General features: G+C 71.9%; 11 protein-coding genes. 3 read left to right on the top strand and 8 right to left on the bottom strand.

Features of this window, described 5'->3' with window-relative positions:
• Positions 1-8 precede the first annotated feature (8 nt).
• Positions 9-512 (bottom strand): DUF1707 domain-containing protein, encoded by a 504-nt coding sequence (locus tag NUV38_RS02945; protein ID WP_257727678.1) that lies wholly within the window; start codon positions 510-512, stop codon positions 9-11.
• Positions 513-564: 52 nt separating this feature from the next.
• Positions 565-1,296 carry a bifunctional 1-(5-phosphoribosyl)-5-((5-phosphoribosylamino)methylideneamino)imidazole-4-carboxamide isomerase/phosphoribosylanthranilate isomerase PriA gene (gene priA, locus NUV38_RS02940; protein ID WP_257727677.1) on the bottom strand — a complete coding sequence of 244 codons (732 nt, stop codon included), beginning with the start codon at positions 1,294-1,296 and terminating at the stop codon, positions 565-567.
• A gap of 59 nt (positions 1,297-1,355) precedes the next feature.
• On the opposite strand from priA, the gene NUV38_RS02935 reads away from it, so the two are divergent.
• Complete coding sequence (locus NUV38_RS02935; protein WP_257727676.1) at positions 1,356-2,048, top strand: DUF6498-containing protein; 693 nt, start codon at positions 1,356-1,358, stop codon at positions 2,046-2,048.
• A gap of 16 nt (positions 2,049-2,064) precedes the next feature.
• On the opposite strand, the gene hisH is transcribed toward NUV38_RS02935, so the two are convergent.
• Genes hisH through hisD form a run of 4 tightly spaced genes read right to left on the bottom strand, consistent with a single transcriptional unit; the run spans position 2,065 to position 5,825 of the window.
• Positions 2,065-2,727: an imidazole glycerol phosphate synthase subunit HisH gene (gene hisH / locus NUV38_RS02930; protein WP_257727675.1), complete on the bottom strand. Its 663-nt coding sequence runs from the start codon at positions 2,725-2,727 to the stop codon at positions 2,065-2,067.
• Positions 2,727-3,368 (bottom strand): imidazoleglycerol-phosphate dehydratase HisB, encoded by a 642-nt coding sequence (gene hisB / locus NUV38_RS02925; RefSeq protein WP_257727674.1) that lies wholly within the window; start codon positions 3,366-3,368, stop codon positions 2,727-2,729. Before hisB ends, hisH begins: the two co-directional genes overlap by 1 nt.
• Complete coding sequence (locus tag NUV38_RS02920) at positions 3,361-4,479, bottom strand: histidinol-phosphate transaminase (protein WP_257727673.1); 1,119 nt, start codon at positions 4,477-4,479, stop codon at positions 3,361-3,363. Before NUV38_RS02920 ends, hisB begins: the two co-directional genes overlap by 8 nt.
• 8 nt (positions 4,480-4,487) lie before the next feature.
• On the bottom strand, positions 4,488-5,825 hold the full coding sequence (hisD, locus tag NUV38_RS02915) for a histidinol dehydrogenase (protein WP_257727672.1): 1,338 nt from the start codon (positions 5,823-5,825) through the stop codon (positions 4,488-4,490).
• A 43-nt stretch (positions 5,826-5,868) separates the two neighbouring features.
• Here hisD and NUV38_RS02910 point away from each other — a divergent pair, with 43 nt between their 5' ends.
• Together NUV38_RS02910 and ybaK are read left to right on the top strand one after the other, a co-directional pair.
• Positions 5,869-7,068 carry a benzoate/H(+) symporter BenE family transporter gene (locus NUV38_RS02910; protein ID WP_257727671.1) on the top strand — a complete coding sequence of 400 codons (1,200 nt, stop codon included), beginning with the start codon at positions 5,869-5,871 and terminating at the stop codon, positions 7,066-7,068.
• A complete protein-coding gene (ybaK, locus tag NUV38_RS02905; RefSeq protein WP_257727670.1) occupies positions 7,046-7,534 on the top strand; it encodes a Cys-tRNA(Pro) deacylase in 489 nt (162 codons plus the stop codon). Before NUV38_RS02910 ends, ybaK begins: the two co-directional genes overlap by 23 nt.
• Here the strand turns inward: ybaK and NUV38_RS02900 are convergent.
• Both NUV38_RS02900 and dnaE read right to left on the bottom strand, forming a co-directional pair.
• A complete protein-coding gene (locus tag NUV38_RS02900; protein WP_257727669.1) occupies positions 7,500-8,024 on the bottom strand; it encodes a hypothetical protein in 525 nt (174 codons plus the stop codon). The two genes, ybaK and NUV38_RS02900, sit on opposite strands and share 35 nt — an antisense overlap.
• Positions 8,021-11,575, bottom strand: coding sequence for a DNA polymerase III subunit alpha (dnaE, locus tag NUV38_RS02895; protein WP_257727668.1), 3,555 nt, complete (start codon positions 11,573-11,575; stop codon positions 8,021-8,023). The genes NUV38_RS02900 and dnaE overlap by 4 nt, the downstream gene beginning before the upstream one ends.
• Position 11,576: the final 1 nt, after the last annotated feature.

Genomic DNA, 11,576 nt, shown 5'->3' with positions numbered 1-11,576 from the left:
TCCGACGCTCAGCCCTCGAGCCTGCGCCGCTTCCTGGCGATCTTCTCCTCGAGCTCCTCGACCCGCTGCTCACGGTTGAGGTGGTGCATGAACCAGCCGAACCCGATGCCGAGGCTCGGGAAGACCGGCCAGAAGAAGAGCAGCTCGCCCGACGCCGCGCTCGTGGCCGCCCAGATCCCGGTGGTCAGCGCGGTGACACCGATCCAGCCGTTGCGGGAGTCGCGCGACTCACGCCGGAACTTCTCCTCCGCCTCGGTGCGGGCGGAGCGCGCCGCACCAGCGGGCCGCCTCGCGGCGACCAGGTCCGAGAGGAGCGGCACGACGTCGGCCACGACGATCACCCCGAGGGCGCCCTCGACGCGACGTTCGTACTCCGCCCGGTCGAGCCGGCCCTCGGCGTAGGCGTCGCGCAGCACGCCGAGCACGACGTCGCGGTCGGCGTCGCTGGCGCGCAAGGTCGCAGCCGCCGGCGTGCTCGGGTCGGCGCTCAGCCGGTCCCACTCCCCTGTCATGGGCCCAGCGTGCCACGGCCCAGGAGCAGGGCGCCGGACGTCGTGGACCCGCTCAGCGACCGCGCGTGAGGGCGAGCGCGTCCTCGAGCGTGAACTGGCCGGTGTACAGGGCGGTACCGGCGATCGCGCCCTCGACCCCGACGTCGACCAGGCCCATGAGCGCCTCGATGTCGGCCAGCGTCGTCACGCCGCCCGACGCGATGACGGGCCGCTCGGTGCGGGCGCACACGTCGCGCAGGAGGTCGAGGTTCGGGCCCTGGAGCATGCCGTCCTTGTTGACGTCGGTGACGACGTAGCGGGCGCATCCCTCGGCGTCGAGCCGCTCGAGCGTCTCGTACAGGTCGCCGCCGTCACGGGTCCAGCCGCGGGCGGCCAGCGTCGTGCCGCGGACGTCGAGCCCGATGGCCACGCGGTCGCCCCACTCGGCGATGACCTTCGCGCACCACTCGGGGTTCTCGAGCGCCGCGGTGCCGATGTTGACCCGGCGACAGCCGGCGTCCATCGCGGCCCGGAGCGACTCGTCGTCGCGCATGCCGCCGGACATCTCGACGTCGATGTCGAGCGTGCCGACGATCGTGGCGAGCAGGTCGCGGTTGTGGCCGTGCCCGAAAGCGGCGTCGAGGTCGACCAGGTGGATCCACTCCGCGCCGGCCGACTGCCAGCGCAGCGCCGCCTCGACGGGGTCGCCGAACCGCTTCTCCGAGCCGTCGACCCCCTGGACCAGCTGCACGGCCTGGCCGCCCTTCACGTCGACGGCGGGCAGCAGCTGCAGGTAGTCACTCACGGGGCCGATCGTATCGGCGGTCCCCGGGCTCGGGGACCGCGGCGTCGTAGGGTGTCGCCGTGCCGCTGCTGCTCCGCCTGCTGGGTCTGGGGTCGGTCGCGCGCGCCGGGTCGGAGCTGCCGCCGGGCCTGCCCCGCGTCGTCTCGTCCGTGCTGCTCGTGGTGGCCAACCTCGTGCCCGTCTGGGGCGTGCTGCGCGGCGACCTCGGCGTCGGCGACGTGTTCGTCCTGTACTGGATCGAGAACGTGGCCGTGTGGCTCGTCACGATCGTCAAGATCGCCACGGCGCAGGCGCCGGAGGACCCCACGAAGGTCACGATGACGATGAACGGACGGCGCGTGGCCCCGGACCCGCGCGTCATGGCGGGCTTCTTCGCCTTCCACTACGGCCTGTTCACCCTCGTGCACGGCGTGTTCGCCTTCGTGCTGGCCTTCACCACCGGTGGGTTCACCGGCAGCGCGGGCTTCTGGGTCCTCTCCGTGCTGGTGCTGGTCTGGAGCCACGCACTGTCGCTCGCCCTGCACTGGTTCGGCCGCGACGAGCGTGCGCGCGCCACGCCGTCGCGCACGATGCTGCTCCCCTACCCCCGGATGCTCGTGCTGCACCTGTCGGTGATCGGGGCGTTCTTCCTGCTGGGTGGCCCCGACGGCCGTCCCGCGGAGGCGATCGGACCCGTCGTCCTGCTCTGCGGCCTCAAGACGCTCGTCGACCTGGGCTTCCACCTGCGCGAGCACCGTCCGCCCCGGCGTTGACGGGGGCGGGGACAGGTCAGAGCGTGGCGATCCAGTTCTCGAGCAGGCGTCGACCGGCGTCGCCGGACTTCTCGGGGTGGAACTGCGTGGCCCAGAGTGGACCGTTCTCGACGGCAGAGACGAAGCGGTCTCCCCCGTACTCGGTCCAGGTGACCTGCGGCGCGCGGAACGACGTGCCCTCGACGTCGAGCTCCCAGCGCCGCACGCCGTAGGAGTGCACGAAGTAGAACCGCTCGCCCTCGAGTCCGGCGAACATCCGGGAACCCTCGGGCGGCTCGACCGTGTCCCAGCCCATGTGCGGGACGATCGGCGCCTGGAGCCGTTCCACGACGCCGGGCCACTCCCTGCACCCGGCCGTCCGGACACCGTGCTCGATGCCCTCGCCGAACAGGATCTGCATGCCCACGCAGATGCCCAGCACCGGTCGACCGGCGATGAGCCGACGCTCGATGATCCGTTCGCCGTCGACCTCCAGCAGGCCGGCCATGCACGCCGCGAACGCGCCGACGCCCGGCACGAGCAGTCCGTCGGCAGTCTCGGCCACCGCCGGGTCCGACGTCAGCGTGACGTCCGCCCCTGCGCGCTCGACGGCGCGCACGGCCGACCGGAGGTTGCCCGACCCGTAGTCGAGGACCGCGACCGTGGGTCGCCCCGCGACCGGCGCCGTGGCGTCCGCCACTAGAGCGCGCCCTTGGTCGACGGGATGCCCGTCTCCCGAGGGTCGGGCTCGATCGCCTCACGGAGCGCGCGGGCCAGCGCCTTGAACTGGCACTCGGCGATGTGGTGCGGGTCGCGGCCGGCGATCAGGGTCATGTGCAGCGTCAGACCGGCGTGGTGCGCGATCGACTCGAGCACGTGCGACGTGAGGGACCCGGAGTACTGGCCACCGATCACGACCGTGATCTGGCGCTCCGGCTCGCCCTCGTGCACGAAGTAGGGCCGCCCGGACACGTCGACCGTGCAGGTGGCGATCGCCTCGTCGAGCGGGATCGTGGCCGTGCCGTACCGACGGATGCCGGCCTTGTCACCGAGCGCCTCGCGCAGCGCGTCGCCGATGGCGATCGCGGTGTCCTCGACGGTGTGGTGGGCGTCGATGTGCAGATCGCCCTCGGTCTTGACGGTGAGGTCGACCAGCGAGTGCCGCGCCAGCGCGGTGAGCATGTGGTCGTAGAAGCCGACGCCGGTCGAGATGTCGTGCCGGCCGGTGCCGTCGAGGTCGAGCTCGACCACCACGTGCGACTCCGAGGTCTTCCGCTCGACGCGTGCTGTCCTGCGCTCACCCGGGCGGGGGTGCCGGGCCGTGGTCGGCTGGTCAGACATCGGTGACCTCCTTCAAGGCCGTGAAGAACGCGTCCATCTCGGACGGCGTCCCGATGGAGACGCGCAGCCATCCTAGGGGCCCGGTCTCGCGGATCAGGACCCCGCGGTCGACGAGCGCCTGCCACGTGGCGTGGCGGTCGTCGAACGTGCCGAACAGGATGAAGTTCGCGTCGGAGTCGGCGACCGTGAAGCCGTGCTCCCGGAGCCGGGCCGCCGTCGCGTCGCGCGTGGCGCGCAGGGCGTCGACCTGGGCCAGCAGCGCGTCGGTGTGGCGCAGCGCCGCCTCCGCCGTGGCCTGGGTGACCGACGACAGGTGGTACGGCAGCCGCACGATGCGCAGCGCGTCGACGACGTCGGCGTGCGCGGCCAGGTAGCCGAGGCGGCCACCGGCCAGGGCGAACGCCTTGCTCATGGTGCGGGTGACGACGAGCCGCGGGAACTCCTCGAGCAGCTCCAGCGCCGAGGGCGTGCCCTCGCGGCGGAACTCGGCGTAGGCCTCGTCGACCACCACGATCCCGGGCGCGGCCTCGAGCACGGCCCGCGTGTGCGCAGGATCCAGCGCGGTGCCGGTGGGGTTGTTGGGCGAGGTCAGGAACACGACGTCGGGCCGCTCGGCCTCGATGAGCGCGACCGCGGCGGCCGCGTCGATCCCGAAGTCCTCGCGGCGCTGCCCGGCCACCCACCTCGTGTGGGTGTTGCGTGCGTACTCGGGGTACATCGAGTACGTGGGGGCGAAGGAGAGCGCCGTGCGGCCGGGGCCGCCGAAGGCCTGCAGGATCTGCTGCATGACCTCGTTGGAGCCGTTGGCCGCCCACACCCGCGAGGCGTCGAGGTCCGCCGCCGGCACCTCGGCCGTGAGGTACGCGGCGAGGGCCGTCCGCAGCGACCACGCCTCGCGATCGGGGTACCGGTTGAGCCCGAGCGCGGCGGCACGCACCGACGCGGCGACGTCGTCGGCGGCGGCCTCGCTGGGCCCGTAGGGGTTCTCGTTGGTGTTGAGGCGCACGGGCACGTCGATCTGCGGCGCACCGTAGGGCTCCTCGTCCCGGAGCTCCTCGCGGATCGGGAGCCACGCGGCGGGGGTGCCGGGCCGTGGGCGGCGATCGGGCACGGGGACGCTCACTCGGCGTGCCCCGGCAGGGGTGCCGGGCCCTGGGCGGCAGACGATCCCGTCCGCACCGCCACGGCGGCACCGTGCGACGGCAGGTCCTCGGCCGCCGCCAGCACCTCGACGTGGTGGCCGACCTCGCGCAGGGCCTGCTCGGTGTAGGTGACGACGTGCACGTTCTTGCAGAAGGCGCGCACCGACAGTCCCGACGAGTGGCAGGCGCAGCCCGCCGTGGGCAGCACGTGGTTCGACCCGGCGGCGTAGTCGCCGAGGGACACCGGCGTCCAGGCACCGACGAAGATCGCGCCGGCGTTGACAATGCGCGCGGCGACGGCCGCCGAGTCGGCGGTCTGGATCTCCAGGTGCTCGGCCGCGTACGCGTTCGCGACGTCGACCGCCTGGTCCAGGTCGTCGACGAGCACGATGGCGGACTGCCGACCGGCCAGGGACGTGGTGATGCGCTCCGCGTGCGTGGCCGTGGGCACCTGGCGCTCCAGCTCGGCGGTGACCGCGTCGGCGAGGGCGTCGCTGGGCGTCACGAGGACGCTCGCGGCCATCGGGTCGTGCTCGGACTGGCTGATCATGTCGGCCGCCACGAAGGCGGGATCGGCCGCGTCGTCCGCGATCACGGCGATCTCGGTGGGCCCGGCCTCGGAGTCGATCGCCACGGTGCCCTGGAGGTAGCGCTTGGCCGCGGCCACGTAGATGTTGCCCGGACCGGTCACGAGGTCCACCGGCTCCACGGAGCCACCTGTGGCGACGCTGCCGTAGGCGAGCAGCGCGAGCGCCTGCGCTCCCCCGGCGGCGTACACCTCGTCGATGCCGAGCAGGGCGCACGCCGCGAGGATCGTGGGGTGCGGGAGACCGCCGAACTCCGACTGCGGGGGCGACGTGAGCGCGATGGACCCGACGCCCGCGACCTGCGCCGGCACCGTGTTCATGACGACGGTGCTGACCAGCGGCGCGAGCCCGCCGGGCACGTAGAGGCCCACGCGCTGCATCGGCACGATCCGTCGCTCGACGGTCGCACCCTCGGCCACCGTCGTGACCACGGTCTGCTCCAGCTCGGCCTCGCACGTCACGCGCAGCCGAGCGATGGACTCCTCCAGACCCGCCCGGATCGCCGGGTCGAGCTCGGCGAGAGCGGCGGCCAGGTGCTCCTGGGCCACGCGCAGCGACGCCGGGCGCACGCCGTCGAAGCGTTCGCCGTACTCCAGGACGGCCTCCTCGCCGCGGGCTCGGACGTCCTCGCAGAGGGGCGCCACCACCTCCAGCGCGTGCTCGACGTCCTGCTGCGCACGGGGCAGCTCGGCGGTCGGGTCGAGGCGGAGGTCGAGGCGTCTGATCACGCACCGATTCTAGGGACCGCCCCTGCGCCTAGGATCGGGCCCCGTGACGTCACGCGACCTGCAGCAGCCCGTCGTGGCCGGTGTCGTGACCGCGATCGTCGGCTTCACGTCCTCGTTCGCGGTGGTGCTGGCGGGTCTGCGCGCCGTCGGCGCCTCGCCCGACGAGGCCGCGAGCGGCCTGTTCGCCCTCACCGTGGCATTCGGACTGCTCATGTCCGGCCTCGCCCTGTGGACGCGGCTGCCGGTCACGCTGGCCTGGTCGACCCCGGGGGCCGCCCTCCTGGTGAGCACCGGCCCCGTGGCCGGCGGATGGCCCGCCGCCGTGGGCGCGTTCGTGCTCACCGGCGTGCTCCTGGCCCTGACCGGGCTCGTGCCGTGGCTCGGTCGGCTGGCGGCCGCCATCCCCGTCCCGCTGGCCCAGGCGATGCTCGCCGGTGTGCTGCTGCAGCTCTGCCTCGCCCCCTTCACGGCGTTCGCGGCGTCCCCCTGGGCGGTCGGCCCGGTGATCGTCGTGTGGCTGCTGGGCACGCGATGGGCCACCCGGTGGGCCGTCCCGCTGGCCCTGCTCACGGCTCTCGTCGTCATCGCCGTCTCGCTCGTCGAGAGGGGGACCACGCTGGAGGCCGCGTCGCTGCTCCCCCGGCTCGAGCCCACGGCACCCGCGCTCACCGTCGCGTCCGTCGTCGGCATCGCGCTGCCGCTGACCGTCGTGACCCTGGCGTCGCAGAACATCCCGGGTGTCGCGGTGATGCGCAGCTTCGGCTACACCGTCCCGTGGCGTGCCTCGATGGTGACGACCGGCGCGGGAACCGGGGTCGCCGCGGTCTTCGGCGGTCACGCGATCAACCTCGCCGCCATCTCGGCCGCGCTCGCCGCCGGTGAGCAGGCCGGCGACCGGTCCCGCCGGTGGGTGGCCGCGTTCGTCGCGGGGCTCACCGCGCTGGTCCTGGCCTTCACCTCGGGCGCCCTCGTGGCCGTCACCGAGAAGGCACCGGCCGGCATCGTCGAGACGGTGGCCGGGCTCGCGCTGCTGTCCACCTTCGCCGCCTCGGTCGTCGCGGCCCTGCAGGACGCGCGCGGGCGGACGAGCGCGGCAGTCACGTTCCTGGTCGCTGCCTCCGGTCTGCAGCTGCTGGGCGTCGGGGCCGCGTTCTGGGCGTTGGTCGTCGGCCTGCTGGTCCGGTCCACGATCGAGCGGCCACCGCACGAGGAGGAGCCCCGTGGCGAGATCGACGAGGCCTGAGGCCACCCCGGCCTTGGCCGCCGTACGCCGCGCCGGCGTGGAGCACCGCGTGCACCGCTACGAGCACGATCCGCGTGCCACCTCCTACGGGCTCGAGGCCGCCGACGCGCTCGGCGTGGAGCCGGCGCGGATCTTCAAGACCCTCCTGGCGGACGTCGACGGCGAGCTGGCCGTGGGCGTCGTGCCCGTCACCGCCCAGCTCGACCTCAAGGCCCTGGCGGCGACCCTCGGCAACAAGCGTGCCCAGATGGCCGACCCGCAGCGCGCCGAGAAGGCCACCGGCTACGTGCTGGGCGGCATCTCCCCGCTCGGCCAGCGACGTCGGCTCCGCACGGCGATCGACGCGTCGGTGCTGGACTGGGACACCGTGCACGTGTCCGCGGGCCGTCGGGGGCTCGAGGTCGAGCTGGCACCGGCGGACCTGGTGCGACTCACCGCAGCGACGTTGGGTCCGCTGGCACGCTGACGCGGGACCGGCGCCCGGTGGCCCACGTGACGAGGAGCAGGCCGAGCAGACCGGCGATCGGCCACACGAGGAACGAGGCGAGGGCGTCGACCGCCGGCTGAGCCGGGATGAGGTCGCCGATCTTCGGGTCCGTCGTCGCCGCCGGGTCGCCCGGCCCCAGCCAGAGACCCACGCGCCACGTGACGATCGACGCCAGCAGGGTGCCGGCGACGACGATCGGTGCCAGGACCCAGCCGAGACGGCGCAGCACGAAGCCCACCACGACCGCCCAGACGAGGCTCAGCGCGGCCCCGATCGCCACGAACAGCAGCTCGACACCGACCTGCAGGCCGGAGGCCTCCTCGGTGAGGACGATCCCCTGCTCGGTGACGAGCCACTCCGGCGGACGGGAGAGCCCGATCCACAGCGCGCCCGCGCCGACCGAGAGCAGGAGCAGGACGACGACCGCCAGCACGGCCCGCACGGTCGCGCCGCGGGCACCGCCGCTCACCCCAGACAATGTGGCCCCAGGAGCTCCTTGAGGTCGGCGATGAGCGACGAGGACGGCTTGACCCGCAACCCGTCGTCGAGCCGCATGACCTTGGTGGTGCCGGTGCCGACGAGGCGCAGGTGCACCTCGGTCATGCCCGGGTGGTTGCCGAGCACCTGCTTGAACCTGCCGATCGTGTCGCTCGTGCACCGCGCCACCGGCAGGGTGACGACCACGGGGGCGTCGGACTGTCCGCCCGAGCCCATGGCCGGCAACGTCACCTCGAGCGCGTTCAGCTCGATGCTGTCGTCCTTGCGGCGCAGGCGGCCCTTGACGACCACGACCGTGTCGGGCACCAGCACCGGCGCGGCGAGGTTGTAGGCGCCGGGGAAGACCATCACGTCGATGCTGCCGTCGAGGTCCTCGACGGTCACGAGGGCCCACGTGTCGCCCTTCTTGCTGAGCCGGCGCTGCACGGCCGTGATGAGACCGCACACGCGCACGGTGGTGCCGTCGGGTCGTTCGGCGTCGGCGATGAGGTCGCCGATCGAGCAGTCGCTGCTGGCCTTGAGCACGTGCTCCAGACCGGCGAGCGGGTGGTCGGAGACGTACAGACCCAGCATGTCGCGCTCGAACGCGAGCAGCTGGGTCTTCTCCCACTCCGGCATCTGCGGCACCGCGACCGTGACACCGGTGAACGCGTCGTCCATGCCCCCGAACAGGGAGTCCTGGCCGATGGCGGCGTTGCGCTTGAGGTCGATGTACTGGTCGACGGCGTCCTCGGCGATGGTCGTCAACGCCCGCCGCCGGTGGCCGAGGGAGTCGAAGGCGCCGGCCTTGATGAGCGAGTCGAGCACGCGCTTGTTGCACACGTGGGTGGGGACCTTGTCGAGGAAGTCGGTGAAGTCGGCATAGGGGCCGTTCTCCTCGCGACCGGCCACGATCCCGGCCACCACGTTCTCGCCGACGTTGCGGATGGCGCCGAGCCCGAAGCGGATGTCCTCCCCGACGGAGGCGAAGTTGGAGACCGAGTCGTTGACGTCGGGCGGCAGGACCTGGATGCCGAGCCGTCGGCACTCCGCGAGGTAGATGGCCGACTTGTCCTTGTCGCCGCGGGTGCTGGTGAGCAGCGCCGCCATGTACTCGGCCGGGTAGTTGGCCTTGAGGTAGGCCGTCCAGTAGGAGATGACGCCGTAGGCGGCCGAGTGCGCCTTGTTGAAGGCGTAGTCGGAGAAGGGCAGCAGGATCTCCCACAGCGCCGTGATGGCCGGCTGGGAGTAGCCCCGCTCGAGCATGCCGGCCTGGAACCCGGCGTACTGCTTGTCGAGCTCCTCCTTCTTCTTCTTGCCCATGGCACGCCGCAGGTTGTCGGCCTGGCCGAGGCTGAAGCCGGCCAGCACCTGGGCGATCTCCATCACCTGCTCCTGGTAGACGATGAGGCCGTAGGTCTCCCCCAGGACGTCCTTGAGCGGCTCCTCCAGCTCGGGGTGGATGGGCTCGATGCTCTCGCGCCCGTTCTTGCGCCGGGCGTACTTGTTGTGCGAGTCCGCACCCATCGGGCCGGGCCGGTAGAGCGCGCCCACGGCCGAGATGTCCTCGAACTTGTCCGGACGCATGCTGCGCAGCAGGGCACGCATGGGACCGCCGTCGAGCTGGAACACGCCGAGCGTGTCTCCTCGCGACAGCAGGTCGTAGGTGGCCGGGTCGTCGAAGGTCAGGTCCTCCAGGACGACGTCCTCGCCCCGGTTGGCCTTGATGTTGATGAGCGCGTCGTCGAGGACGGTGAGGTTGCGCAGCCCCAGGAAGTCCATCTTGACCAGCCCGAGCGCCTCGCACATCGGGTAGTCGAACTGCGTGATGATCGCGCCGTCCTGCTCGCGCTGCATGATCGGCACGATGTCGATGAGCGGCTCGCTGCTCATGATCACGCCGGCGGCGTGCACGCCCCAGTTGCGGATCTGGCCCTCGAGCCCGAGCGCCGTGTCGTAGATCTTGCGGACCTCGGCGTCGCTCTCGTGGAGGTCGCGGAACTCCTTGCCGTCGTTGTAGCGCTTGTGCTGGGGGTCGAACAGCTGCTTGAGGGGCACGCCCTTGCCCATGATGTCGGCCGGCAGCGCCTTGGTGATGCGCTCGCCCATGTTGAACGGGTAGTCGAGCACGCGGTTGGCGTCCTTGATGGCGGCCTTGGCCTTGAGCCGGCCGAAGGTGGCGATGTAGGCCACGCGGTCGTTGCCGTACTTGTCGCTGACGTAGCGGATGACCTCGCTGCGACGACGCTCGTCGAAGTCGATGTCGAAGTCGGGCATCGACGGACGCTCGGGGTTGAGGAACCGCTCGAAGATGAGGCCGTGCGTGAGCGGGCAGAGGTCGGTGATGCGCAGCGCGTACGCGGCGATCGAGCCGGCGCCCGAGCCACGGCCGGGACCCACGCGGATGCCGTTGTCCTTCGACCAGTTGATGAAGTCGGCGACCACGAGGTAGTAGCCGCAGTAGCCCTTGGTCTTGATGACCTCGAGCTCCATCTCGACCCGGTCGCGCACGGCCTGGGTGAGGGCGTCGCCCGGGTAGCGGGACTCGATGCCGCGCCAGACCTCCTGGACGAACCAGCTCTCCTCGGTCTCCCCCGCGGGCACGTCGGCCCGGGCCATGTAGCCGCCGTTGGACTCGGTGAACTCCACGTCGCAGCGTTCGGCGATGAGAAGCGTGTTGTCGCACGCCTCCTTCATGTCGAAGCGGTCCTCCCACAGCTCGCGCATCTCGGCGGCGGACTTCACGTAGTAGCCGCCGCCGTCGAACTTGAGCCGCTTGGGGTCGGCGACGGACTTGCCCGACGCGACGCAGATGAGCGCGTCGTGCGCGTCGGCGTCCTCGGGGTGCGTGTAGTGGCAGTCGTTGGTCGCGACGGGCGGCAGGCCCAGCTGCTTGCCCAGCCGCAGGAGGTCGTCGCGGACCTCCTTCTCGATGGGGATGCCGTGGTCCATCAGCTCGAGGAAGAAGTTGCCCTTGCCGAAGATGTCCTGGAAGTCGGCGGCGGCCTGCACCGCCTCGTCGTACTGGCCCAGGCGCAGCCGCGTCTGCACCTCGCCCGAGGGACACCCCGTGGTGGCGATGAGCCCCGTGCCGTAGCGCTGCAGGAGGTCGCGGTCGGCACGCGGCTTGTAGTAGTAGCCCTCCAGGCTGGACAGCGACGACAGCCGGAACAGGTTGTGCATGCCCTCCGTGGTGGAGGCGAGCATGGTCATGTGCGTGTAGGCGCCACCACCGGCGACGTCCTTGCCGCCCTCCTCCTCGTCACCGCTGACACCGCGGCCCCACTTGACCTTGCGCCGCTCGCTGCGGTGGGTGCCCGGGGTCAGGTAGGCCTCGAGCCCGATGATCGGCTTCACGCCGTGCGAGCGGGCCTTGGACCAGAAGTCGTAGGCGCCGTGCACGTTGCCGTGGTCGGTCATCGCGATGGCCGGCATCCCGAGCGACGCGGTGCGCTCGAACATGCCGTCGAGCAGCGCGTGACCGTCGAGCATCGAGTACTCCGTGTGGTTGTGCAGGTGCACGAAGGACGAGTCGCTCGGCATC

The organism is Aeromicrobium sp. 50.2.37 (assembly GCF_024655735.1).
Classification (GTDB): domain Bacteria; phylum Actinomycetota; class Actinomycetes; order Propionibacteriales; family Nocardioidaceae; genus Aeromicrobium.
This window is presented reverse-complemented; position numbering and strand designations above follow the sequence as displayed.

What these genes read in the sequence shown, in the direction of transcription:
- NUV38_RS02945 (WP_257727678.1), bottom strand. Translation starts at nt 512, where the DNA reads ATGACAGGGGAGTGGGACCGGCTGAGCGCCGACCCGAGCACGCCGGCG.
- hisB (WP_257727674.1), bottom strand. Translation starts at nt 3,368, where the DNA reads ATGTCTGACCAGCCGACCACGGCCCGGCACCCCCGCCCGGGTGAGCGC.
- dnaE (WP_257727668.1), bottom strand. Translation starts at nt 11,575, where the DNA reads ATGCCGAGCGACTCGTCCTTCGTGCACCTGCACAACCACACGGAGTAC.